Here is a 24,408-nt window from a genome sequence, read left to right as displayed (position 1 = left end):
CAAACGCCGGTCCAACGTCGAAAATCCATCGGAGATGGAGCATGTTCGGCCCGGCCTTCTCCGCAGGCCTCGTTTTCCCGCATGACCGGGTGCCCCTGCAATCGGAAAACCCTGTTGAGGTGTTGACCGAAGAGGCGGCGCTGACGCCATCTCCCGGTGAAGAACTGCGCGTTGAAGCGCTGGTGGGCGAGGATGAACTCGTCGCGCAGGGGCAACCGCTTCTGCGCCTGAGAAACGCGCCGCAGATCGCGCTTGTCGCGCCGATGGCCGGGCGAATCGCCTCGCTTGATCTGAAGTCCGGGCGGCGGCTATCGCAGCTTCTTCTCTTTCATGAACCCGATGGCGGGCGTCATCTGTTCGAGACCGGAAACGCGGAAGTCGATGGCAATGCGCTGCGAGCGCTTCTCCAGTCTTCCGGCCTGTGGCGGATGTTCCGCAGCCGTCCGTTCGGACGCATGCCGCACGCTGACGAGGCCCCTGCCGCGATCTTCGTCATGGCGGTGGACAGCCGACCCGGCGCGCCTGCGCCATCGCTGGCCCTTGAGGGGCGCGAGGAAGATTTTTCGCGCGGGCTGGCAGCCCTTTCGCAACTGACGAAAGACCGGCTGTTTCTTTGCGAACCAGCGGGCAAGCACTTTGGTGGTGCAGTGCCTGCCGGCCTCTCGCGCATTTCCTGCGGGCGCAACCATCCGCAGGGCCTTGCCGGCATCCAGATCCACCGTCATCGACCGGCCGCGCCGGAGATTCGCGTCTGGGATATCGAGGCTGAGGATGTAGCCGATCTCGGGGCGCTGCTTGCAACCGGACTTCTGCCCGGCACGCGGCTTGTTTCGGTGACCGGTTCGGCGCTGCGCGAAAGGCGGCTTGTGCGCTGTCAGCATGGCGCGGATCTGCGCGGCCTCAGCCAGCCTGTCGTGCGGCCCGGTGCGCACGAAATTCTGAGCGGTTCTGCGCTGGACGGACGCCCCGCACACTGGCTCGGCGCGCGGGACCGGCAGGTCACGGTTTCACCACGCGAGACCGGTGCGGTGAAGCACCACTGGTTCGGAACCGCGCTCAGAAAAGCGGCGCGGCATTTGCACGTCATTCCCACCGCCGCGCTCGATCAGGCCATGGGCGGCGACATGCCTGCCGCCGCTCTTTTGCGGGCCATCGCGTCTGGCGATGAAGAAACGGCCGTCCGGCTGGGAGCGCTTTCGCTGGTCGAAGAGGATCTGGCCCTTTCAGATTATGCAACGGGCGCCCGGCCCCGGCTGTCAAAGCAGCTGCGCATCATCCTGAACCGCATCGAAGCCGAGGAGGCGCCGGCGTGACGAGGGGGCTCTGGGACCGCGAGATGGTGGCAATGCTGCTCTTGCTCGCACTGATGCCGATGGCGCTGACCTGGCTGTGGTTCGGTGGTGCGGAAGCGGTCGGAAGGCTGTTGTTCGTGCTGCTGATCTCGGGCCTCTGGCACGTGATCTTCATGCTGGCGCGCGCACAGCCCCCGTCTTTTGCCGGTGCGCTGACAGGGCTGGCCGTGGCCATGCTCGCGCCGCAGGAACTCAGCCTTTTGCAGCTCGTTCTGGGCATCAGCTTCGGCTCGGTGATGGCGGAACTCATTTTCGGCGGCTGGGGGCGGAATGTCCTGAACCCGGCGACCGTCACCATCGCGTTTCTGGGCTTTGGCTTTCCCGCCGCGCCATGGCCGGACTTTGCCCTGCCGGTCGCTTGGGCCGCCATACCGGCGCTCGCGCTGGGCATGCTGCTTGGCGTGATGTCGGCCCGGCTGATCGTCGGCGCACTGGCGGTCATCCTGATCGCATGGCTTGCAGGCCTGCCCATTGCACCGGTTCTGCCCGCATTCGGCATTGTGCTGGCGCTTCTGGTCACGGACCCGGTGACAAGCGCCTCCACCCGCACCGGCGGCTGGCTGAACGGCGCGCTCTATGGCGCGCTGGTGACACTCTTTGCGTTTGGCTGGGGCCATGGAGCGCCGGTGCAGGTGGCCGTTTCGGCAGCGCTGCTCGCCTCGCTGGCAGCACCCCTTCTGGATGAGATTGCGATTGCGCTCTGGACGGCGCGCAGGAGAAGACGTCATGGCTGAGTTGAACCCGATCGCCCTGTGGCGTCGCTTTCTGGCGCTGCCCAATGAAAGCCGCGCCAAGACGCTGATCGTCGCCTTTCTCGTGTCGGCCATATGCGCGCTGATGGTGAGCGGGGCAACGGTCGTGCTGCGCCCCATTCAGGCGGCAAACCGCGCCGCGGAACAGCAGGCGCGGCTGGAAAACCTCATCGCGGGCATTCCCGGCATGTCTGACCTTCTGTCCGCCGAAGGTGGCGCACTGTCGACGGTGGTGATCGATCTGGAACGCGGTGCGGCGGCAAAAGAGGTGACGCCGGAAACGCTGCCTGCGGCGCTCGAAGACAGCGCCAACTGGACGACGCTCACTGCCGGCGAGGATCTTGCCGGGCTCGGTCAGCGCCCGGACTACGCCCAGATCTATCTCCTGCGCGATGCCAATGGGGCAATTTCGCTCGCCCTCCTGCCCATCAGCGGTGCGGGTTATAACGGCCCGATTGACGCGATCATCGCGCTCAAGGGCGACATGAACACCGTGGCGGGCATGGCGATTACCGGCCAGTCCGAAACGCCGGGCCTCGGCGCGCGCATCGAGGAGCCCTCCTGGCTGGCGCAATTCAGCGGCAGGCAGATCAGCGATGCGCGCGGCGACATTCGCTTCGCCGTGGCGCGCGGCAGCGCCGGCAATGAATATGAGGTCGACGGGATCACCGGCGCGACGCGAACCTCCAACGCCATCACGCGGATGGTCCGGTTCTGGCTTGGCCCCGATGGTTATGCGCCGTTGTTGACGGCAATCCGGCGCGGAGAATTCTGAGCCATGTCGAGCCAGCCGCGCCTCTGGACCACATTCACCGAACCGCTGATCCGGCAGAACCCGGTAACGCTGCAGATTCTTGGCATCTGCTCGGCGCTCGCGGTCACGACTTCGGTGGCGACGGCGCTTACCATGTCGGCCTCGCTGACGGCGGTTCTGGTCATGTCCGCCGGCATTATCAGCGTGATCCGGAACCACATTCCGTCCTCTATCCGGCTCATCGTCCAGATCGTGATTGTCGCCTCGCTGGTCATCGTCATCGACCAGTTGCTGCAGGCCTATCTGTTCGAGATCAGCCAGCGGCTCTCCGTTTTCGTCAGCCTCATCACCACCAACTGTCTTGTGCTCGGCCGCACCGAATCCTTTGCCCGGCACAATCCGCCGGGGCGCGCGATGATCGACGCGCTGGGCAACGGGCTTGGCTATTCGCTCGTGCTGGTGCTGATCGGCAGCCTGCGCGAACTGTTCGGCGCGGGAACGCTGCTTGACTGGCAGCTTCTGCCGACGGTCGATCAGGGTGGCTGGTTCACGCCGCTCAACCTGATGCTGCTTGCGCCCTCCGGCTTTTTCCTGCTGGGCGGCCTTGTCTGGGCGATCCGCAGCCTTCTTCCCGAACAGGTGGAGGCCGGTGAGTTCACGCCGCCGGAAACCGGGGAGGATGGCGCATGAACGAGCTTGCCGCCCTTTTCCTGCGCGCGGCCTTTGTCGACAACATGCCGCTGACGCTGTTTCTCGGTCTGTGCACCTTCATCGCGCTTTCTCGGCGCACGGGATCGGCCGTCGGGCTCGGCATTGCCATGATCGCCGTTCTGGGCGTCACGGTGCCGCTGAACAACCTGATCTATCATGCATTGCTCGCTCCGGGCGCATGGGCCTGGGCGGGTTCGCCGGGCATCGACCTTTCCTATCTCGCGCTGATCGCCTTCATCGGTGTGATCGCCGCGACCGTGCAGCTTCTCGAAATGGTGCTCGACCGCTTTTTCCCGGCGGTTTACGCGTCATTCGGTGTTTTCCTGCCGCTGCTCACCGTGCAGTGCGCGATCCTGGCCGGCAGCCTGTTCATGGTCGAGCGTGACTTCGACTTCGTGGAATCCACCGTCTTCGGGCTCGGAGCGGGTACGGGCTTTGCCGTGGCCGTGATCATGCTCGGCGCGATCCGCACACGGCTCTCCTATGCGAACCTGCCGGAGGGGCTGCGGGGGCTTGGCATCACCTTCATCATCGCCGGCATGATGTCGCTCGGCTTTTCCGCCTTTGCGCAGATGGTGGCGTCATGACCGAGATCCTTCTGGGCGCCGTCATCATTGTCGCACTGATCGTTGCGCTGACGCTTGCGCTTCTGGCCACACGCCGCAAACTGGTTCCGGCGGAAGCGCTGACGGTCACTGTGAACGAGACCATGCCCATCGAGGCCGCACGCGGCGACCGGCTGCTTGGTGTGCTGCATGGCGCGGGCATCGGCATTCCCGCTGCCTGCGGCGGCTCGGGCACATGCGGGCTGTGCCGCGTCACCGTGGAGGGCGAAGGCGCGGGCGAACCGCAGGCGACCGAAAAAGGCATTCTTTCAGCGGCGGAGCGCAAGGCGCATGTGCGCCTTGCCTGCCAGACCGCCCTGCGCGGTTCCTGCGCCGTTACCGTGCCGCAGGCCTTCCTGGGGGCGACCGGCTTCACCTGCCGTGTTGTCTCCAATCGCCAGCTGGCCCCGCTCATCCGGGAACTCGTTCTGGAACTGCCGGAAGGCCAGCCATTCGACTTTCAGGCCGGTGGTTTCATGCAGCTCACCGCGCCGCCCTATGAACTCGACTTTCAGGACATGGAGGTGGACGAGGCGTTCCGTGAAACATGGCGGCTTGCGGACTGGCCTGACATGCGCTCGGTTTCCGACACGTCTGTTACCCGCGCCTACTCCATCGCCAATCGGCCAGAGGATGCGGGCCGTGCGGTGTTCAACATCCGTTTGGCCGTGCCGCCGGCCGGCCGCGAGACGGATATTCCGCCGGGCATCGTTTCTTCCTGGCTTTTCTCGCTGAAACCCGGCGACCGGGTGGAAGCATCCGGCCCGTTCGGTGATTTCCACGTTCAGCCGACGCAGCGCGAGATGGTCTTCATCGGTGGCGGCGTGGGCATGGCCCCGTTGCGCGCGATGATCCACGAGCAGATCGGCCTCGGCACTGAGCGCAAGATGCATTACTTCTATGGTGCGCGCTCGGCAGCGGACCTCTTCTATGTCGAGGAATTCGACGCCATCGCAAAAGCGCATCCAAACTTCCGCTGGACGCCCGCCCTTTCCGATCCCGCACCGGGTGATCGCTGGACCGGCGCGACCGGCTTCATTCACGACACGGTGCGTTCCACGCTGGCCGGGCACCCCGCGCCAGAGGAATGCGAATACTATCTGTGCGGCCCGCCGGTGATGATCTCGGCAGTGCTCAACACACTCGCAAAACTGGGTGTGGAGCCGCATATGATATACAATGACGACTTCGGAGGCTGAACGATGCGTCTGAACCTTACCCGCCGCCACATGCTGGCGCTGACTGGCGCGACACTGGCAACCGCAGGCGGGGCCCGTGCGGCGATGGAAAAACCGGCCACGCGCACAATTGAAGGCCGGGCCTTTGCAAGCGCGTGGCGTATCACCCTGCCCGACGGCAACAATGCCGGGACGCTGCGCGCGCCCGTTGATGCGCTCCTTGCGCAGGTCGACCGGCAGATGTCGCCCTGGCGGGACGACAGCGAGATCAGCGCCTTCAACCGCGCTCCCAAAGAAACGCCGGTTTCGGCGGCGACCGCGCTGGTCGCGCGGGCTGCGCTCGGCATTGCCGGAGCGAGCGATGGCTGGTTCGACCCGACCGTCGGTCCGCTTATCGCGCGCTGGGGGTTCGGCCCGATCAGCGGCGACAGGACCCCGCGCTGGCAGGGGCTCGCGGCCACGGAAAACAGTCTCGCCAAGGATGCGCCGGGCCTGACCATGGACCTTTGCGGGATCGCCAAGGGACATGCGCTCGACCTTGTGGCGCGCCGCGTGGCGGATCTGGGCCATAGCGACTTCCTCGTCGATCTTGGCGGCGAACTCAAGGCGCTCGGCCAGCATCCTTCGGGACGCGACTGGCAGGTCGCCATCGAAGATCCCCGCCCCGACGCCATCGGCGCTGTTGCCGGCCTTCGGCTGCCCTCCGGCATGGCGGTCGCCACGTCGGGGCTGCGCGCGCAGAGCTATATGATCGGCGAACGACGCTACAGCCACATCATGGACCCGCGCCATGCCGCGCCGGTCGACGGGACGATTGCATCGGTCTCGGTTCTGGCTGAAAGCGCGATGCTGGCCGATGGCTGGGCCACAGCGCTCACCGCTGCGGATGCGGATGGTCCCGCGCTCGCCCGGCGCAACGGAATTGCAGCGCTTTTCCTCTTTCAGGACGGCACACAACTTTCGACCGTCACCACGGGCGGTTTCGACCGCCACCTGATCTGAGGAACGGGCATGGAGATCCTTCTCGCACTGGCGATCTTTCTTCTCGCGGCAACCGGCCTTGCCGTCGGCCTGTTTTCCGGGCGTGGGCCCGTGAAGGGCTCCTGCGGCGGCATGGCCTGCCTGAAAGATGTCGCCTGTGAGGGCTGCCCGAACCGTAGCCGGCAGGAGAGCCAGCAATGACGAATGGCGCCACCCTGGAAGCCATCCTGCAAAAGGACATGCCGGTTCTGAAACCGGATATGCCGATCCGCCGCGCCGTCGCGCTTCTTGTCGAGGCCGATGCGGCTGCCGCCCCGGTGGTCGACGACAGCGGTGCGCTCATGGGCATCGTCACGCAGAAAGACTGTTTTCGGCCTGCGCTCAATGCGAGCTATTATCAGGAATGGAAAGGCACCGTCGCCGATCATATGAGCAGCGAGGTTGTCACCCTGTCGCTGACCACCGATCTTACGAGCGCTGCCGAAGCCTTTCTGGAAAAGCCCTACCGGGTCTTTCCCGTTGTCGACGGCTCCCGCCTCGTCGGCATGTTGCGCCGTTCGGACGTTCTGGCCGCGCTGGTCGCGCTGGGCTGAAGTTCATCCTTCGAGGAAATGTGCGAAGACAGGACGAAACACTATTTCGCTCTGTCACAAGCACAACATTTCGGAATCTTATAGTTTTGTTTCCAGTATAGTCGTTATTCGGCTGAGGAGTTATCGGAAATGAGAGATTCTATGACAATCATCCTTGGAATAATCGCTTTTGTCGTTGCTTTCGTGGCAAGCAGCGTTCTGATGCCCACCTCGGCCGAGGCCTGCACCCGCTTTGTCTATCAGGGTGCTGCCGATCAGGTGATCACTGCCCGTTCCATGGACTGGAAAACCGATGTCGGCTCCAACATCTGGGTGTTTCCGCGCGGCATGGAGCGCTCCGGCGAAGCTGGCCCGAACTCGATCCAGTGGACGTCGAAATATGGCAGCGTCATCACGTCCGGCTACGACGTTTCCACGACGGATGGCATGAACGAGGCAGGTCTCGTTGCCAATGTTCTGTGGCTGGTCGAGTCCGAATACCCGAAGGTTGAGGGCGATGCGCCCACGCTCTCGCTTGGCGCATGGGCGCAGTATGTGCTCGACAATTTCGCAACGGTTGCCGAAACCGTCGAGGCGCTGGAGAAAAACCCCTACACCATCGTCACCGCAGACGTTCCCGGCGAAACCCGGCTGGCAACGCTTCATCTTTCGATCTCTGATGCGAGCGGCGACAGCGCCATCGTGGAATATATCGACGGCAAGCAGGTCATCCACCACAGCCGCGACTATCAGGTGATGACCAATTCGCCGACCTTCGATCAGCAGCTGGCGCTCAATGCGTATTGGAAGCAGATTGGCGGCACCGTGATGCTGCCCGGCACCAACCGCGCAGCCGACCGCTTCGCCCGCGCTTCCTTCTATGTGAACGCAATCCCGAAGACGGACAATGCGGTCGAAACCATCGCGAGCGCTTTCAGCGTGATCCGCAATGCTTCGGTTCCCTTCGGCATTTCCACGCCCGAACAGCCGAACATTTCCTCGACCCGCTGGCGCACCGTCGCCGATCACGAGCGCAAGCTCTACTTCTTCGAGTCTGCGCTCACCCCGAACATCTTCTGGGTCGACATGAACAAGCTGGATCTTTCGAAAGAAACCGGCAGCGTCATGAAGCTCGATCTCGGGCCGAACCAGACGAACATCTATTCCGGCGTCGTCAACGAGGATTTCCAGAAGGCCGAACCCTTCCGTTTCCTTGGCGTCGAATAACCGCCTGAGCGGTTTTCAATTAACGGGCATTTTCCGGGGGCGGCTCAGTTGCCCCCGGTGCGGCGCCTGAAGCGCTCCAGCGCAGCATTCAGGTGACAGGCGATGGCGGACCGCGCCCATTCGCCATTCCCGAGGCGAATTGCCTTGACGATCTCCCGGTGCTGGCGAAGGCTCTCTTCGATATCGGCGTCCTCATAGATGAAGAAGCCGCCGATCACCTGCGGGATTTCCAGAAGATGCCGGCCGCACAGGCGCAGATGCACGCTGCCCGATCCCTCATAGAGCATTTCGTGAATGGTGCGGTTGCCCGCATCGAGCTTCTTCACCCAGCCCGTTGAACGCGCGGCAAAAGCCTGCTCCATCTCATCGCAGGTGTTTTCAAGCAGGGTTATCTGCTCGTCGGTGGCATGCTGGGCGCACAGAAAAGCCCCGTGACCTTCAAGAAGGATGCGCAATGTGAAGACATCGGCCGTGTTCTCTTCGCGCCATGGGGTGACCAGCGCACCGCGCTTTTCGCCCGGCATGAGAAGCCCCTCGGAGATCAGCCGCGCAATGGCGCTGCGCACCGGGGTCCGGCTGACCTCCAGCTCGCTTGCCAGCATTTCCTCTTTCAGCTTGGTGCCGGGATCGTAATAGCCAGAGATCAGGCGCCGTCTCAGCTTGACGTAAACGGTGTCTGTCACATTCATGTTGCTACCTCCTGCATCACGCGACTCTGCCGGCCTCCTCATACTACTCCCCATCATACGTGAAGAAGGCCGCGCATGGCGCAGCCTTCTGAAATTGGCAAGACAGCCTTTCTAATCTCTGCTGGCAAGCGCTTCGATCCGGCTTCTTCTGCGCCTCCACATTTTCATGGCGAGAGGCAGTGCAGTGGTTGCGAGAATGAGCGCCACCAGAAGCAGCGAAATAACATCCTGAAACAGCGAGAACACGCCCTCGCCCGAAATCAGGAGGGCGCGGCGCAGGTTCTCTTCTGCAATCGGCCCGAGAATGACCGCAAGAACCGCCGGGGCCGTCGGGATATCCATCTTCTCCATCGCATAGCCCAGCACGCCGAAACCCAGCATCAGCCAGACTTCGAACATGCTGTTGTGAATGGCGAACACGCCGATGGTGGCCATTACGAAGATCATGGGGGCCAGGAGCTGCGTGGGCATTTTCAGGACATTGACGAAGGCCCGCGCGCCGACACTGCCCAGAATGAGCATCAGCCCGGAGGTGACCAGCATCGCAAGCATGAAACCGTAGGTGATCTCGGCTTTGTCGCGGAAAAGCTGCGGACCGGGGATCAGGCCATGCACGAGAAGCGCGCCGAGAATGACGGCGGCCACCGAACTGCCCGGAATGCCGAGTGTCAGCGCCGGGATAAGCGTTGCCGCCGTGTCGGCATTGTTGGCGCATTCGGGTGCGGCAACGCCTTCCGGTGCGCCCTTTCCGTATTTGTCCTTGTCGGCATCGCTGCGTCGCTGTTCGTTCCAGGCAAACAGGGCGGCGACATTGCCGCCAAGTGCCGGAATGATGCCGGTCACGACACCGATGATCGACGAACGGATCCAGACCGGGATCAGGCTCGACCAGCGAAAGGCCATTTCCTCTTCATTTATCGCCTTTACTTCGGCATCGGGCTTTTTCGGGCTCAATGCCAGATCGATGGCTGGCGGGATGGCGTAGAGACCGGTGAGCAACACGATGATGTTCACGCCGCTGAGGAGTTCCAGCTCATTGAAGGCAAAGCGTTCCATACCGGTCATCATGTCGATGCCGATCATGCCGACAAACAGACCGAAACAGGCGGAAAGAAGCCCCTTTACCGGGTTCTCGGACAAAAGAACGGCAATCGTCATCAAGCCGAAGATGGCAAGCCAGAAATAGTTCGCGGCGCTGAATTTCAGTGCGATCAGCGAGAGCGGCGGCGCGAGCGACAGAAGCGCAATTGCGCTGACCGCAGAGCCGATGCTGGAAGAAACCAGCGAGATGCGCAGCGCCAGCTTCGCATGGCCGCTCTGCGCCATGGGATAGCCGTCGAACACGGTTGCAATGCCCGCGGGCGTGCCCGGAATGCGTAGAAGAATGGCCGGGATCGAGCCGCCATACATCGCGCCATTGTAGATGCCCGCGACCATGCCAAGCGCCACCACGGGTTCCATGGTGAAAGTCAGGGGAATGAGGACTGCGATGCCCATCGTGGCCGAGAGGCCGGGCAGCGCGCCAACCGCGATGCCGATGATCGTTCCGCCGATCATCGCGATGATGGTCCCCAGCGAGAAAACCAGCGGCAGCGCGTCAAGAATATGCTGAAAAACGTCCCCCATATCAGCCTCCGAACGGCAAGAGGATAATCTCGGGCGGCAAGGGGACCACCAGCAAGAAACGGAACACGGCGATCAGCACACAGACGAACAGCACCGTGCCGATGATGAGGCCCTTCAGGTTTCGGTATCCGAGTCCCCAGGCCAGCGTCGGCACGATGATGGCCGCACTCGTGTAGAAGCCGACAAATCGCATGCCGAAGAGGAGTGCTGCGCCTGCAACAATCAGCAGGAGCGCGCCACGCAGCTGCGCCGAAGTGGGGGCAAGCATCGGCCCATCCGCCTGCCGCAGGGCGCTGACGGACTGGGCGAGCCATAAGCCTGACAGAACCAGCATGAGGGTCATGACGCCACGCGGCATCAAACCGCCCTCGCCCGAATATCTCCAGGCCTCAAGCAGACCCAGCAGGCTCAGCACAACGGCCGCCAGTGCGAATCCGCTTTCAAAAACGGCTCGTCTCACATCCCCCTCCCACTCCAAACAGTGAAGGCGGGGCCAGAGCATCGGACCGAAAAACGGAAACCGCTTTTCGGTTATTCCGATGCTTCATCAACAGATGAGATCGTCCTTTGTGCATCCGAATGGACGCATGACGACCCAGGCCCCGCCGACAACAACCGGTCTTGCGACTACTCCTGAACCCAGGGCGTCGTCTCCCAAAGCTCGCGGAACGTCGCGTCGAGCGACTCGAGCTCCGCCTTGTACGCGGCTGCGTTCATGTAGGACAGCGCCAGATGCTGTTCCTTCGCCTTTGTCTGGAATTCCGGATCCGCAACGGCAGCCTTCAGCGCTTCCTCCAGCTTGGCGACGACATCTTCAGGAACGCCGGCGGGGGCGGCGATGCCGCGCATGGAGCCCATGATCACGTCGTAACCTTCTTCCTTGAAGGTCGGAACTTCGGTCGCGCCATCCCAGCGTTCATTGGACATCTGGCCAAGCGCGTGCAGCGCGCCTTCATGAACGTCGGCAATCGTCTCGGAGATGTTCATGCTGGCCATCATGATGTGGCCGCCGAGCGTCGCCGTGCGCACATCGGCATTTCCCGGGAAGGGAACATGCTTGAGCTGAACGCCGGTCATGCGCTCGAACTCCAGCGCCGAGAGGTGATCGTCGGAACCGATGCCCGTGGAGCCATAGGTCAGCTTGCCCGGGTTTTCCTTTGCATAGGCGATCAGATCGTCGAACGTCTTGATCCCGCTGGACGGAAGCACGCTGAAAGCGCCCGGATCGTCGACCACATTGGCGATCGGCGTGAAGCTCTCGAGCGAGTAGCGCGCTTTGCGCTGAATCGGGATTGTCAGGATGTTCGGCGTGTTGATGAAGCCGATCGTGTAGCCGTCCGGCTTGAACTGCGCCAGCTCGGTAAAGCCGATTTCGCCGCCTGCGCCGGGGCGGTTCAGAACAACGATGGAAGCATCTTCGCCGAGATATTTCTCAATGAATGGCGCGAGCGTGCGCGCGGCAATGTCGGTGCCGCCACCGGCGCTGTAGGCGACGATCATGTTGATCGGGCGCTCGGGATATTCGGCGTGTGCGGCAGTGATGGACCCGGCGACGAGCGCCGAAGCGATGGCAAGTTTGATCATGTTTCCTCCCTTGGCCCGTGCTCCTCACAGGCATTATGGATACATATTACGTTAAGTTCAGGGATGCGCCAGCGTAAAGAGATTTTTGCACGGCTCATGCAAAAATATCAAAACCTATTGTTTTTACGCGCTAAAATTTTGCGAAGGGCCCCGTTCTAGAAATGAAAATGAAAGCCGGCTCTGGTTTCTGTCTTGCTTTTTGTATTTTTTTTGTATCAACCTGAATGGCAATCCGATGCCATATGGCGCTCGGGAGGAGACAAAGAAATGAATGATTCGTCCGGCACTCACGGTGTCCGGTTGCTGGTCGTCGGCTTCGGCGCCGCAGGCCGGGTATATTGCGAGGCGTTCGCAAAAGCAGGCGCAAAAGTCACTGCGGTAGACCCCGCACTGAATGCAACCGCCATGGAAGCGGCAGGCAGGCTGGGGATTGATACATCGCACACGCTTCCTGACACACTTGACGGCATGGACCTGACTGTCGTTCTGACGCCGGCCTCCGTGAGCCTCAAGATCGAAGCAGCGATTGGCGAGCGGCCGGGTGCCTGCCCCGTGCTCGATCTCACATCCTCGACGCCCGAGGCGATGCACGCGGCGCAGGAGCTTTTGGGAGACCGGCTCGTTGACGGCACGGTGATGGGCGCTGTCGGGCTTGGCGGCGTTGCAACACCGATGATTCTTGCCGGCAAGAAGGCGCAGGCGGTTGCCGATATCCTCGCTCCGCTTGGCTGTCGCATGACCTGCCTTGATGGGGTTCCGGGAGACGCCAGCACACTGAAACTCCTGCGCTCGCTTTTCATGAAGGGCCTTGAAGCGCTTGTGGTGGAAACACAGCTTGCCGCGGCAGCGCTTGACCAGAGCGAGAACCTGCCGCTCGCCCTGTCCGACCTCTCGGAAGTCGACATCAATGCCTTCCTGGCCGAAATGCTGCGCACCCATCCAAAACACGCAGCCCGCCGGCATGTGGAGATCGTTGCCGCTTCAGACCTCATGGAGAAGGCCGGCATGCGGCCGATCATGGCTGATGCAGCGTCAAGCCTGTTCGCCAGAACCGCCTCCTTTGGGGCCGGTCCGGATGAAACGCCCGATCACGCGATCAACTGGCTACTGAAAACCACCCAACCGGACTGTGAGGAGCGGCATGAGCAATCGCCCGGTCATCTGGATCACTGAACCGATCCACGCCGACGCGCTCGACAAACTGGGTGCGGTCACGGAAATCCTGGGCCCCGGCCCGCTTCCAGAAGCGCGCAGCGACGAAGTTCAGGCGATCATCGTGCGCGCCAACACGATCGACAGAACGCTTTGCGACCGTCTGCCAGCACTTCGCGTCGTGGGCAAGCACGGTGCTGGAACGGATAATATCGACCTGCCCCTGATGGCGGAACGCGGCGTTGAAGTGTTCAAGACCGAAGGGGCGAACGCCGAATCGGTCGCGGACCTGGCCGTGCTGCACGCCATGACCCTGCTTCGCAGCCCGCACCGGCATGACCAGGCTTTGCGCAAAGGCCGAAACGGCGATGACGGTGTTCGCGTCGGCTACGAATTGTCGGAGCGCCGCGCCGGCATTCTCGGCGTCGGGGCCATTGGACGTGCGGTGGCGAAGCGCCTGTCGGACGGGTTCGGCGCGCAGGTTCACGGATACGACCCCGTGCTGCCGGAGCAGCTTTGGCCGGAAACCATCGTGCGCAAAACGGATTTCGACGCCTTTCTGGCAGAAACGGATCTTCTTTTCCTGCACCTGCCGCTGACGCCGGAGACACATCACCTGATCGACGCGCGGGCGCTGGATCAGCTTCGCCCCGGCGCATTCGTAGTGAATTGCGCGCGCGGCGGGATCGTGGATGAAGCCGCTCTGGCGAAGGCCATGCGGTCCGGTCAGATCGCGGGCGCTGCCTCGGATGTGTTCGAGAGCGAACCGCCTCCGCCTGACGCGCTGCTTTTCGCGGACGACCTGAATTTCATCGGCACCCCTCATATCGGCGCATCCACGCAGGCCGGCCTGCGCCGTACCGGCATGATGATTGCCGACAAAGTCTTGAATGCCCTGTTGCTTGAGAAGGAAGTAGAATTATGACCATCGGCTTTTGTGTGCGCAAACGGCAGCGGCGCGTGGAGCAGAGCACTATTGACGCGTTTCGTGAGCTGCCGGTCGCCAATGTGAGCGATTGCATGTCGCGCATGTATGCCGGTGGCGCGCGGCTGCGGCCGATCCACGACGCCCAGAGCGTTCTGGCAGGACCGGCCCTGACCGTCCGCACCCGTCCCGGCGACAATCTGATGCTGCATCATGCGCTCGACATTGCCGAACCGGGCGACGTGATCGTTGTGGACGCCGGCGGTGACCTGACCACGGCGATCCTCGGCGAGATCATGGTTGCGATTGCGAAAAAGCGCGGTATCGCGGGCATCATCGTCAATGGCGCAATCCGCGATGCCGACGAGATCCGGCGCATGGATTTTCCGCTTTACGCTGCGGGCGTCACCCATCGCGGCCCCTACAAGGACGGCCCCGGCGAGGTGAACACCACCATCGCAATCGACGGCATGGTCATCGAACCTGGCGATCTGGTCCTTGCCGATGGCGACGGAGTGCTTACAGTGCCGTTCGACCAGACGGAAACCATCCTCGCCGCGACGCGCAGGAAACAGGACGCAGAACAGGTTGAAATGGCCAAGATTGCCGATGGCAGCGTCGAAAGAGGCTGGGTGATGGAAAGCCTGCAATCGCGCGGCTGCGAATTTGAGTAGATGAACGATACGACTTCCACGGACCCGGTCTCCATTTCGCGGCGCAAGCCGTCCAGGGTGCCGCGCAGGCTGCGCGGGCACCTTTCACTGGATGATTTCGAGCGCAGTGCGCGCCGGCTCCTGCCGAAGTCGATTTTCGGATATGTCAGCGGCGGCGTGGAGACGGATGCAAGTCTGCGCGCCAATCGCGCCGCCTTCGGGCATATCGGTCTCCAGCCACGCATCTTGCAGGACGTTTCGCAGCGTTCTCTGGAAACGCGCCTGTTCGATCAGAGCTATCCAGTGCCTTTCGGCGTTGCGCCGATGGGGTTTAGCGCACTGGCAGCCTTTGACGGCGATGTGGTGCTGGCCAGAGGCGCGGCGTCCGCCGGCAGTTTCGCAATCTGCTCGGCAGCGTCCCTGACGCCGCTCGAAAGGGTCGCCAGAGAAGGTGGGAGCCGCTGGTTTCAGGCCTATATACCGGGCAACATGGCGCGCATCGAGCCGCTTCTGAAACGCGTTTCCGCTGCCGGTTTCGATCATCTTGTGGTGACCGGCGACGTTCCGGTGGCGGGCAATCGCGAAAACAATGCGCGCAACGGCTTCGATGCACCCTTTCGCATCACGCCGCAGCTTGTCTGGCAGGGCATCACCCATCCCCGATGGACGCTCGGCACGCTGGGGCGTGAAATCGCGATGCGCGGCATGCCGCATTTCGAAAACATGGAGGCCGTTCAGGGCCCGCCTCTTTTCTCCCGCGATCTCGTTCGCTCGACCATCGAGCGCGACCGGCTGTGCTGGGAGGATATCCGCCGCATACGCGACCTATGGTCGGGCCGCCTGATCGTGAAAGGCGTTCTGCACCCGGATGATGCGCGCATGGCCCGGACGCTGGGCTGCGACGGGGTGATCGTTTCCAATCATGGTGGCCGCCAGCTCGACACAGCCGTTTCGCCCCTTCAGGTTCTCCCCTCGATACGGGAAGCCGTGCCGGAGATGCCCGTCATGTTCGACAGTGGCATCCGCCGGGGCACGGATGTTCTGAAAGCGATCATGCTGGGGGCGGACTTCGTCTTCGTGGGGCGTCCCTTCCTCTATGCAGCGGCAACCCACGGCGAGGACGGCGTGCGACACGTGGCGGCGCTGCTGCGCGAAGAAGTGGACCGCGACATGGCCCTTCTCGGCATCACCGCGCCATTGCAGATGCGCGAAGCCGCCGAACTCTCCCTGCCCCGCTGACCCGTCACCGACTGCGACATTCGTAAAGCGCCTTCGACCGGAGGCGCTCTCCAGCCATGCGCGCTTTCTCACAGGCAGAAACGGGCCGGCGCGCAAAAGCCTTGCGCAAACCGAAAGGTTCATACTATTAAAAATCGTACAGACTAGGAAGTTCCGATGACCAGACTTGCCATCGACATTGGCGGCACCTTCACCGACGTCGTTCTCGAACGCGAGGGCGCGATCCATTCGCATAAATTGCTCACCACGCCGGCCGCCCCTGAAGAGGCCGCGCTGGAGGGAAGCGCCTTTCTGGTTTCGGAGCTGGGTCTTTCCTTCGCCGATGTGCGCACGGTCATCCACGGTACGACACTTGCCACCAATGCGCTGATCGAGCGGCGCGGCGCGAAGACGGCGTTCATCACTACGGAAGGTTTCAGGGACATCCTCGAGATGGCCTATGAGAAGCGTTTTGAACAGTACGACACCGACCTGCAGCTTCCGCAGGCGCTGGTTCCGCGCGAACTGCGCTTCACACTGCGCGAGCGCATCGCCGCAGATGGCAGGGTTCTGGCTGCGCCGGATCGCGAGGATGTTCGGGCTCTCGCCGCGCGCCTTTGCGACGAGGGCGTTGAGGCGGTCGCAGTCGGCTTCCTGCACGCCACGGTCAATCCCGCACATGAAAAGCTGGTTCACGACTGGCTGCGCGAAGACCTGCCCGCCAAGGTGACGATTTGCCTTTCCTGCGAGGTTTCGCCGGAAATCCGTGAATATGAGCGTTTTTCGACCACCTGCGCCAACGCCTATGTGCGCCCGCTCATGGCGCATTATCTGCACCGCTTCGACGCTGCATTACGGGAGCGCGGCTTTGCCGGGCAGTTCATGCTCATGCTTTCGGGCGGCGGTTTGACGACGCTGGAACAGGCGGCCCGCATTCCCATCCGACTGGTGGAATCGGGACCGGCCGGCGGCGTCGCGCTGGGCGCGCGTGTTGCGCGCGAGACCGATGAGGCAAAGCTTCTCGCCTTCGATATGGGCGGCACGACTGCAAAGATCTGTTTTCTTGAAGATGCCGTTCCGGCCACCACCCGCCGCTTTGAAGTCGCCCGCGCATGGCGTGACATCAAGGGCAGCGGCCTGCCGGTTCGCGTGCCGACCACGGAACTGGTGGAGATCGGCGCGGGCGGCGGCTCCATCGCCAGGCGCGATGCGCTTGGGCGGCTCGCGGTCGGACCGGAAAGCGCAAGTTCGGTTCCAGGCCCCGCCTGTTACGCGCTGGGCGGCGCCATGCCGGCCATCACCGACGCCAATGTGGTGCTCGGCAAGATCCGTCCCGAAGGCTTTGCCGGGGGCAAGATCACGCTTCAGCCGGAGCTTGCGACCGCCGCCATTGAAGAGCATGTCGCCACGCCGCTTGGCCTGAGCTCTGCCGAATGGGCTGCAGCCGGCATTCTGGAAGTGGGCGAGGAAGCGATGGCCAATGCCGCGCGCGTTCACGCCATCGAACAGGGCAAGGATGTGACGCGCTACACGATCATGGCGTCCGGTGGCGCAGGCCCGCTGCACGCGGTGCGCATTGCCGAAAAGCTGGGCATTGCGCGTGTCATTATTCCGACCTTTGCCGGCGTGGGGTCCGCCCTCGGTTTCCTGAGTGCGCCGGTCGCCTATGAGGTGGCCCGCTCGACGCTTGCGCCAATGGAGCGCCTGGACCTCAACCGTCTCGCCATGCTGCAGGAAGAGATGCGCAGGGAGGCATCCGCAGTGGTTCTGCCGGCCCTTGCCGAGGGAGAACCGGCGACGATCAGCCTTGCAGCCGAACTGCGCTACAGCGGACAGGGACATGCCCTGCGCGTGCCTCTCGAAAAACCGCTTGCAAACCCCGCCGATGCAAAGGCGCTGGAGCAGGCTTTCATCACGCTCTACCGCGACACCTACGGCACCGTTCTGGAAAACAATCCGGTCGAACTGGTCGCCCTGTCGCTCATCTGCCGTGGCCCGGCCGCACCGCTGGTGGAAGCGCCGGCAGCGGACGCCGGAAAGCAAACGACCATTGCCGGAACGGTAAAGGTGTTTGACCCGGTGCGCGGCGAATTCGTCGAAAGCGCGCTGGTGCCGCGTGAAGGGCTGGCACCCGGCCAGCCCTTGCCCGGCCCCGCTTTGGTGAGCGAAGCCCAGACCACCGCCTACGTTCCGACCGGATGGGCGATTACGCTTCATCCCTTCGGTCATGTCATTCTCGACCGCGAGGTGCGGCCATGAACGCCACCACTCCCCTTTCCGACGCAGACATCATCGCCATGAACGTGCTCTGGAACCGGCTGATTTCGGTTTCGGAGGAACAGGCCAACGCGCTTCTGCGTGTGGCTTTCGGCGCGATCGTTCGCGAATCCGGAGACCTTTCCGCTGGCGTTTTCGATGCGGAAGGCCGCATGATGGCGCAGGCCGTCACCGGCACGCCGGGCCATGTGAACACGATGGCGCGTTCCGTCTGCGCCATGCTGGAGCACATTCCGGCAGATACGCTGGTCGAAGGCGATGTGCTTGTCACCAACGATCCCTGGCTGGGTGCCGGCCATGTGTTCGACTTCGTCGTCGTCACGCCGGCATTCGTGAATGGGCGGATTGTCGGCTACCTCGCCTCGACCTGCCATGTGGTCGACATTGGCGGGCTCGGCTGGTCGGCCGAAGGGCGCTCCGTTCAGGAGGAAGGCGTTCTCTTCCCCGTGATGAAGCTGCGCAAGGCCGGTGTTCTGAACGAGGATTTCCTTGGCATCGTCACGGCGAATTCGCGCATCCCGCGCGAGGCGCGGGGCGACATCATTTCGCTGATGAGCTGCAATGATGAAGGGCTGAAGCGGCTGCTCGACCTGATGGCCGAATACGAGCTGACCTCGTTGCAGCCACTGGCCGCGTTCATCTTCGAGCGCTCCGCCACGGCCACGCGTGAAGCCATCGCGCGGCTGCCTGCCGGCACTTACAGCGCCGACACCACGCTTGACGGTTACGATGCGCCTATCGAGATCAGGGCGCGGATGACCATCGGCGACGGGGTGATCGAGGTTGATCTGGCCGGTTCGTCGCCCGCCGCTCCGCGCGGCATCAATTGCCCGCTCGGCTATAGTCAGGCCTATGCCTCCTTCGGCATCAAGGTTGCGGTCGCGCCGCATGTGCCCAACAACCACGCCTCGCTGGAGGCAATCCGCATTACTGCGCCTTCCGGTCTGATCGTCTCTGCCGAGCGCCCCGCGCCGGTCACCGCGCGGCATGTGGTTGGGCAGGCCCTGCCGGACCTGATGCTTGGCTGCCTCGCACAGGCCATGCCGGGGCAGATCCTTGCCGAAAGTGCGGGTGCGCTCTGGGTTCTGGCGATTTCCGGCGAAGATGCAGGGCCGGAAGCCCGCAGTTTCGCTTCGCTCAATGTGGCGCTTGGCGGCATGGGCGCACGGCCCGCATCCGATGGGTTGTCGACGACCGCGTTTCCTTCGGGCGTCGGTGTGGTTTCGGTCGAAGTGGCCGAATCCGTCGCTCCGCTCATCTATGAGCGCAAGGAATTCGCACCGGACAGCGGCGGCGCGGGGAAATGGCGTGGCGGGCTCGGGCAGGAGATCCGCATCCGCGCGGCAAAGGATCAGGCGCTGATCGTGTCCGCCGCCGCATTCGAGCGGCTGAGACGCGGTGCGGAAGGCCGGGAGGGCGGCCTTTCCGGATTGCCGGGTGCTGCCCGCATTACCGACGGAACGGAGATCACGTCGAAAGGGCTCTACCGGGTTCCACCGGGCGAGGCGCTGGTGTTGCGCACACCGGGTGGTGGCGGCTTTGGCCCCGCAACCGAACGCGGGAAGGAACGCGTGGAAGACGATCTGCGGCGCGGCATGATCACGCAAGCTGTCGCGCATGAGATCTATGGCTTGAAATGAAGTGAAGAACCGACAATAGCACCTTCAAGAGGAGAGAACGGACAATGATCGCATATTCACTCAAGGCACTGGCGGCAGGCGCAGCGCTTGCTCTCGTGAGCGGTTCGGCAATGGCCCAGACCAAGCTGGACTTCTCGACGCCGTGGCCCGAGACGAACTTCCAGAACGTTGCGGCAAACAGGTTCGCTGAAGCCGTGAAGGAAGCCACTGGCGGCTCCGTCGAGATCACCGTGCACAAGGGCAGCGAGATTGGCGTTTCCGCCTCGGAATCTCTGGCAGCCGTGGAAAATGGCATTGTCCAGATGGGCAGCGTCCTTCTCTTCCTTCAGGCTGGCGAAGAGCCGGTTCTGGCGATGGACACCCTTCCCTTCCTGATCCGCGGACAGGACGAGATGAAACTCTTCCTCGAAGCCGCATCGCCGCTCTATGACGAGATCGCCGAGCGCCACAATCAGAAGATCCTCTACTATGTTCCGTGGCCTTCGCCGGGCGTCTACTCGCGCGAGAAGATCAGCTCCGCCGCAGACATGGAAGGCGTGCGCATTCGCGCATTCAACCCGGCCAGCTTCCAGTTCCTGACGCTGCTTGGCGCAGCCCCGCTGGAAATGCCCTGGGGCGATGTCGCGCCGGCTCTGGCCGCTGGCACCATCGACGGCGTGGCCACCTCCACCTCCTCGGGCGTGGATGGCAAGTTGTGGGATCTCACCGCCTTTTTCAGCCCCATGCAGTGGTCCACCTCTTCGGACGCCGTCACCGTCAATCTCGACACCTGGAACGCACTTTCGCCGGAAGAGCAGACAAAGATCGAGGAACTGGCTGCAAAGATGCAGGGTGAGTTCTGGGCGCTCTCGGCCTCCGAAGACGAAACCAAGGGCAACACTCTGGCCGAAAACGGCATGACCATCGTTCAGCCGGACGAAAGCCTCATGACGCTGATGGGCGAGAGCGGCCGCACCATGTGGGACGAGTTCATCGAGCGCGTGCCCGAGGCAGGCCCGGTGATCGAAGCCTACACCAAGGCAGCCGGCAAATAGCCAGTTCCGGGCGTCCTTCATCGGGACGCCCGCTTCCGGGGGCCCAATGTTGCACGGCTTTCTGAAATTCTCCGACACCACGTCGTGGCTGGCCGAAACGCTGGCCAGCATCCTGCTATACGGCTTTTGCCTCCTGATGCTGGCGGAAGTCTTCAGCCGTGGCTTTCTCGCCACCAGCCTGGCGGTGTCGTGGGAATTTTCGAGCTTTGCGATGGCCGGGGTCTTCCTGCTCGGCGCCGGCCCGGCGCTGCGGCGCGGCAGCCATGTGCGGGTGACGCTTGCGCAAGGCTTTCTTGGACCGCAGGGACAGCGCTGGCTAAACATTGCAGCGACGGTTGTCGGCATCGCGCTGGCGCTGCTTGTGTTGATTTCCTTCTGGTCTCTCTTCGCCAATTCATGGGCGCGCGGCCTGCGTCAGTCGAGCTACACGAACACGCCACTCATTTATCCGCAAGCGCTTGCGGTTCTGGGTGCCGCGCAGCTCGTACTGGACCTGTGCGCCCGCACGATCCGATTATGGCTCGACCTGCCGGCCGAACAGCCGCTTGCCAAGGAGGAAGCCGATGCTTGAGATCGGGCTCCTCACGCTTCTTCTGTTTACAGCGTTTCTGCTGGGCTCGGTCTGGGTCGGGCTTTCGCTCTTTGGCGTTGCGTTCACGCTGCTTGCCGTCTTCAAGCCCAACCTGCCGCTGATTGCCTATACGGGCAAACTCCTTTGGTCGTCGCTCACCGCACAGGAACTGCTGGCGCTGCCGCTCTTCATTCTGATGAGCGATATTCTGGTGACGGCGCGGCTCGGCCAGTCGCTGTTTTCCGGCCTCGCACCATGGGTGACCCGCCTGCCCGGTGGATTGCTGCATGTGAATGTCGCCGGATCGACCCTGTTTGCCGCCGTTTCCGGCTCATCGGCGGCGACGACGGCCATTGTCGGGCGCGTCACCCTGCCGGAACTTGAAGCGCGCGGCTATGACCGGCGGCTTTCCGTCGGTTCTCTGGCCGGCTCCGGCACGCTCGGCTTCCTGATCCCGCCCTCGATCATCATGATCATCTATGGCGTGGCCGCGCAGCAGAGCATTCTCGAACTGTTCATCGCAGGCATCGTTCCCGGCATTCTTCTGGCGACGATCTTTGTGTCCTACATTGCCGTGGCGCACACGGTTTCAGGGCGGCAGGAAGAGCGCGCGCGCTACAGCTGGGCGGACCGATGGCGCGGCCTGAGGGAAATCGGCCCGATGGTCGCGCTTATCGGCGGCATCATGGGCGCGCTCTATTTCGGGCTGGCGAGCCCGACCGAACTTGCCGCGACCGGTGTTCTGGGCGCGCTGATCCTTTCCTGGGTGCGCGGCGGCCTGACCTTCAAGGGGCTGGCGATGGCCGGACGCAGCGCCGTAGCAACCAGCGCCATGATGGGGCTGATCCTTGCCGGCGCGGCCCTCTTGAACGCAGCGCTCGGCTTTCTGGGGCTCCCGAAGGCGATTGCAGGGCAGATAGCACTGCTTGAGCTCTCGCCGATGATGCTGATCGTTTTCCTGCTGGCGTTTTATGTGCTGATCGGCATGTTCCTCGACGGCACGTCGATCATCGTGATGACCCTGCCGATCACCCTGCCGCTGGTGGTCGCAGCCGGGTTTGATCCGGTCTGGTTCGGCATTTTCATCGTGATCGCCGTCGAAATTTCGCAAATCACGCCACCGGTCGGCTTCAATCTGTTTGTTATTCAGTCGCGCACCGGTCTTCCGATGTCGTTTCTCTTCAGAGCGGTGTTTCCCTTCTTCCTAATCATGCTGGGTTTTGCCATTCTACTTGCAGTCTTTCCGCAAATTGTCCTCTGGTTGCCGAGCAGTATCTGATCGATGAATGCACCTCTTCCCCGCCACGCCCAACTCACCCAGACGCTGCGCGACCGCATCACGTCCGGCGCGCTGAAACTGGGCGAAAGGCTGCCGCCGGAGGTCGATCTTGCTGCCGACTACAATGTGAGCCGCACCACGCTCCGCCGCGCCATGGCCGAGCTGGAAAGCGAGGGGCTGGTCGAAAGACGCCGCCGGCTTGGAACAATTGTCGTCTCCAACCAGCCGCAAAAGAGCCTGCGCATGGCGACCAGCGGTTTCCCGGAACTGCTCAGCCTGACGAAGAGTTCACGGCTTGAGGTGCTCAAGACGCGTCACGTGGCCGATGGCGAAAGCCCGTTTCTGGGCAAGCATCAAAGCTCCACCGGCTTCTGGCTGGAGATCACGGCGGAACGTTTTCTCGGCCAGTCCGAAAAGCCGGTCAGCTGGCTGGTCATGTTTGTCGATGGCGCGTTTGCGGGGATCGACCCGGTTCTCGACCGGGTGGGCGGCTCGGTCTTCGAGTTGATCGAAGGTCTCTTTGATCTGCAGATCACGCGGCTGCGCCAGTCCGTGACGGCGCTTGCCTGCCCGTCGCAGGCCGCCGCCTCCATCGGGCTGGAAGCGGGCATGCCCGTCATTGCGCTCGATGCGGAGCTCTACGCCGAAGATGGCAGGCTCGTTGAGATCACCCACGCGATCTACGACCCCAACCGGTTCCGGCTGCGCACAGATGTCTGGATGGACTGAAGCCGGATTGCGTTCGTTCTAGAACACCGCACCGATGTCGTTCGTGCAGCGCAGCAGTTTTTCGATCAAGCGGTCGTGAAGGTCGTTTTCGTCATACTGGCCCTGCGGGAAGATGATCGACACCGCGCCCACGACACGCTTGTCGCGGTCAAAGACCGGAAGGGCGAGCGAGCTGACGCCTTCCACATATTCCGATTCACTGAACGAGAAGCCGCTGAACCGGATGGAGTTCAAAAGGTCGGTGAACTCCCGGCGCTCGACCAGCGTTTTTTCCGTATAGGCAGACAGGCTGAGGCGATCGAGGATCGCTTCGCGCTCTTCCCTGTCGAGGAATGCGAGGATGACGCGGCCGGCGGCAGTCGGCGTCAGCGGCACGCGGCTGCCGACAGTGACCATGTTGAGCGTGAAGCGGCTCGGCACGAAAGCATGGGCGACATACACGGCCTCGTCGCCATCCAGCATGGCGAAGGATACCGATTCTCCGATCTCGTGAGAGACGTTGCGCAGAACTGGCTGCACCACCTGCGGAATGCTGCGGGTTTCGAGGAACCCGCGCGTCAGCCGCAGCACGCGCGGCGTTAGCTGATAGCGCCCGCGATCATGGGCCACGAAACCGAGCTGCTCCAGCGTGCGCACGAGACGCCGTGTCACCGCGCGGTTCAGCTCCACCTTCTCGGCGATTTCCGAAATGGTGAGTTCGCTGTTACGCCCCTCGAAAGCCATGATAACGGACAGGCCCTTGCCGAACGTCAGGGATACTTCCTTGTCGTCCTTGTCGAGCAGGTGATGCAGTATCATGACTAAGCTGGCCTCCAGCGCCCCAGCGGCGCTTATCCGCGATCTTATCGTATCCGAAATTCAAACAGTATGCCGCCCTGCGGGCAGGCGCTTCGATCAGC

25 protein-coding genes are annotated in these 24,408 nt (G+C 62.9%); 20 read left to right on the top strand and 5 right to left on the bottom strand.

Going from position 1 to position 24,408, the window contains the following annotated elements:
* Window positions 1-41 precede the first annotated feature (41 nt).
* The 10 genes from NDI72_RS13605 (at window position 42) to NDI72_RS13560 (ending at window position 8,132) form a co-directional block, all read left to right on the top strand.
* Complete coding sequence (locus NDI72_RS13605) at window positions 42-1,313, top strand: Na(+)-translocating NADH-quinone reductase subunit A (protein ID WP_283800707.1); 1,272 nt, start codon at window positions 42-44, stop codon at window positions 1,311-1,313.
* The gene (locus NDI72_RS13600; protein WP_283800706.1) at window positions 1,310-2,086 is read left to right on the top strand and encodes an RnfABCDGE type electron transport complex subunit D; all 777 of its coding nucleotides are present in this window, start codon (window positions 1,310-1,312) and stop codon (window positions 2,084-2,086) included. Before NDI72_RS13605 ends, NDI72_RS13600 begins: the two co-directional genes overlap by 4 nt.
* Entirely contained in the window at window positions 2,079-2,879 is an 801-nt protein-coding gene (nqrC, locus tag NDI72_RS13595; RefSeq protein WP_206548590.1) for an NADH:ubiquinone reductase (Na(+)-transporting) subunit C, read from the top strand. Before NDI72_RS13600 ends, nqrC begins: the two co-directional genes overlap by 8 nt.
* Window positions 2,880-2,882: 3 nt before the next feature.
* Window positions 2,883-3,548, top strand: a complete 666-nt coding sequence (locus NDI72_RS13590; RefSeq protein ID WP_206544884.1) for an NADH:ubiquinone reductase (Na(+)-transporting) subunit D — start codon at window positions 2,883-2,885, stop codon at window positions 3,546-3,548.
* On the top strand, window positions 3,545-4,156 hold the full coding sequence (nqrE, locus tag NDI72_RS13585; protein WP_113156870.1) for an NADH:ubiquinone reductase (Na(+)-transporting) subunit E: 612 nt from the start codon (window positions 3,545-3,547) through the stop codon (window positions 4,154-4,156). Before NDI72_RS13590 ends, nqrE begins: the two co-directional genes overlap by 4 nt.
* On the top strand, window positions 4,153-5,373 hold the full coding sequence (nqrF, locus tag NDI72_RS13580; RefSeq protein ID WP_283800705.1) for an NADH:ubiquinone reductase (Na(+)-transporting) subunit F: 1,221 nt from the start codon (window positions 4,153-4,155) through the stop codon (window positions 5,371-5,373). The genes nqrE and nqrF overlap by 4 nt, the downstream gene beginning before the upstream one ends.
* Before the next feature lie 3 nt (window positions 5,374-5,376).
* Window positions 5,377-6,354, top strand: a complete 978-nt coding sequence (locus tag NDI72_RS13575) for an FAD:protein FMN transferase (protein ID WP_283800704.1) — start codon at window positions 5,377-5,379, stop codon at window positions 6,352-6,354.
* Between the two features lie 9 nt (window positions 6,355-6,363).
* A complete protein-coding gene (gene nqrM, locus NDI72_RS13570; protein WP_113156866.1) occupies window positions 6,364-6,534 on the top strand; it encodes a (Na+)-NQR maturation NqrM in 171 nt (56 codons plus the stop codon).
* Window positions 6,531-6,926: a CBS domain-containing protein gene (locus NDI72_RS13565; protein WP_113156865.1), complete on the top strand. Its 396-nt coding sequence runs from the start codon at window positions 6,531-6,533 to the stop codon at window positions 6,924-6,926. Before nqrM ends, NDI72_RS13565 begins: the two co-directional genes overlap by 4 nt.
* 201 nt (window positions 6,927-7,127) lie before the next feature.
* Window positions 7,128-8,132 (top strand): linear amide C-N hydrolase, encoded by a 1,005-nt coding sequence (locus NDI72_RS13560; RefSeq protein ID WP_283800762.1) that lies wholly within the window; start codon window positions 7,128-7,130, stop codon window positions 8,130-8,132.
* 44 nt (window positions 8,133-8,176) lie between these two features.
* On the opposite strand, the gene NDI72_RS13555 is transcribed toward NDI72_RS13560, so the two are convergent.
* The 4 genes from NDI72_RS13555 to NDI72_RS13540 all read right to left on the bottom strand — a co-directional run bounded on the left by NDI72_RS13555 (window position 8,177) and on the right by NDI72_RS13540 (window position 12,031).
* Window positions 8,177-8,821, bottom strand: a complete 645-nt coding sequence (locus tag NDI72_RS13555) for a GntR family transcriptional regulator (RefSeq protein WP_162742436.1) — start codon at window positions 8,819-8,821, stop codon at window positions 8,177-8,179.
* A gap of 111 nt (window positions 8,822-8,932) precedes the next feature.
* On the bottom strand, window positions 8,933-10,447 hold the full coding sequence (locus NDI72_RS13550; RefSeq protein WP_206548586.1) for a tripartite tricarboxylate transporter permease: 1,515 nt from the start codon (window positions 10,445-10,447) through the stop codon (window positions 8,933-8,935).
* Window position 10,448: 1 nt separating this feature from the next.
* Entirely contained in the window at window positions 10,449-10,907 is a 459-nt protein-coding gene (locus NDI72_RS13545; RefSeq protein ID WP_162742435.1) for a tripartite tricarboxylate transporter TctB family protein, read from the bottom strand.
* Between the two features lie 167 nt (window positions 10,908-11,074).
* Window positions 11,075-12,031 (bottom strand): tripartite tricarboxylate transporter substrate binding protein, encoded by a 957-nt coding sequence (locus tag NDI72_RS13540; protein WP_283800703.1) that lies wholly within the window; start codon window positions 12,029-12,031, stop codon window positions 11,075-11,077.
* 267 nt (window positions 12,032-12,298) lie between these two features.
* Between NDI72_RS13540 and NDI72_RS13535 the strand changes: the two genes are divergently transcribed.
* From NDI72_RS13535 to NDI72_RS13490, 10 genes are all read left to right on the top strand, one after another.
* Window positions 12,299-13,204 (top strand): NAD(P)-dependent oxidoreductase, encoded by a 906-nt coding sequence (locus tag NDI72_RS13535; RefSeq protein ID WP_283800702.1) that lies wholly within the window; start codon window positions 12,299-12,301, stop codon window positions 13,202-13,204.
* Window positions 13,173-14,108 (top strand): NAD(P)-dependent oxidoreductase, encoded by a 936-nt coding sequence (locus NDI72_RS13530; protein WP_283800701.1) that lies wholly within the window; start codon window positions 13,173-13,175, stop codon window positions 14,106-14,108. Before NDI72_RS13535 ends, NDI72_RS13530 begins: the two co-directional genes overlap by 32 nt.
* Entirely contained in the window at window positions 14,105-14,782 is a 678-nt protein-coding gene (locus NDI72_RS13525; protein WP_283800700.1) for an RraA family protein, read from the top strand. The genes NDI72_RS13530 and NDI72_RS13525 overlap by 4 nt, the downstream gene beginning before the upstream one ends.
* Entirely contained in the window at window positions 14,783-16,000 is a 1,218-nt protein-coding gene (locus tag NDI72_RS13520; protein ID WP_283800699.1) for an alpha-hydroxy-acid oxidizing protein, read from the top strand. It abuts the gene before it with no gap.
* 156 nt (window positions 16,001-16,156) lie between these two features.
* Entirely contained in the window at window positions 16,157-18,238 is a 2,082-nt protein-coding gene (locus NDI72_RS13515; RefSeq protein WP_206552829.1) for a hydantoinase/oxoprolinase family protein, read from the top strand.
* Entirely contained in the window at window positions 18,235-19,896 is a 1,662-nt protein-coding gene (locus NDI72_RS13510) for a hydantoinase B/oxoprolinase family protein (RefSeq protein WP_283800698.1), read from the top strand. Before NDI72_RS13515 ends, NDI72_RS13510 begins: the two co-directional genes overlap by 4 nt.
* A 44-nt stretch (window positions 19,897-19,940) precedes the next feature.
* Window positions 19,941-20,930, top strand: a complete 990-nt coding sequence (locus tag NDI72_RS13505; RefSeq protein ID WP_283800697.1) for a TRAP transporter substrate-binding protein — start codon at window positions 19,941-19,943, stop codon at window positions 20,928-20,930.
* Window positions 20,931-20,976: 46 nt separating this feature from the next.
* A complete protein-coding gene (locus NDI72_RS13500; protein ID WP_283800696.1) occupies window positions 20,977-21,501 on the top strand; it encodes a TRAP transporter small permease subunit in 525 nt (174 codons plus the stop codon).
* Window positions 21,494-22,780, top strand: coding sequence for a TRAP transporter large permease (locus NDI72_RS13495; RefSeq protein WP_283800695.1), 1,287 nt, complete (start codon window positions 21,494-21,496; stop codon window positions 22,778-22,780). Before NDI72_RS13500 ends, NDI72_RS13495 begins: the two co-directional genes overlap by 8 nt.
* Before the next feature lie 3 nt (window positions 22,781-22,783).
* Window positions 22,784-23,509 (top strand): GntR family transcriptional regulator, encoded by a 726-nt coding sequence (locus NDI72_RS13490; RefSeq protein WP_283800694.1) that lies wholly within the window; start codon window positions 22,784-22,786, stop codon window positions 23,507-23,509.
* 18 nt (window positions 23,510-23,527) lie between these two features.
* Here the strand turns inward: NDI72_RS13490 and NDI72_RS13485 are convergent, their stop codons facing one another.
* Window positions 23,528-24,307 carry an IclR family transcriptional regulator gene (locus tag NDI72_RS13485; RefSeq protein WP_113156849.1) on the bottom strand — a complete coding sequence of 260 codons (780 nt, stop codon included), beginning with the start codon at window positions 24,305-24,307 and terminating at the stop codon, window positions 23,528-23,530.
* Window positions 24,308-24,408 lie beyond the last annotated feature (101 nt).

Origin of the sequence: Nitratireductor sp. GZWM139 (assembly GCF_030068685.1) — a bacterium.
Lineage (GTDB): Bacteria > Pseudomonadota > Alphaproteobacteria > Rhizobiales > Rhizobiaceae > Nitratireductor > Nitratireductor aquimarinus.
Note: the sequence above shows the minus strand (reverse complement) of the source record. Positions and strands in the feature narration are given on the sequence as shown.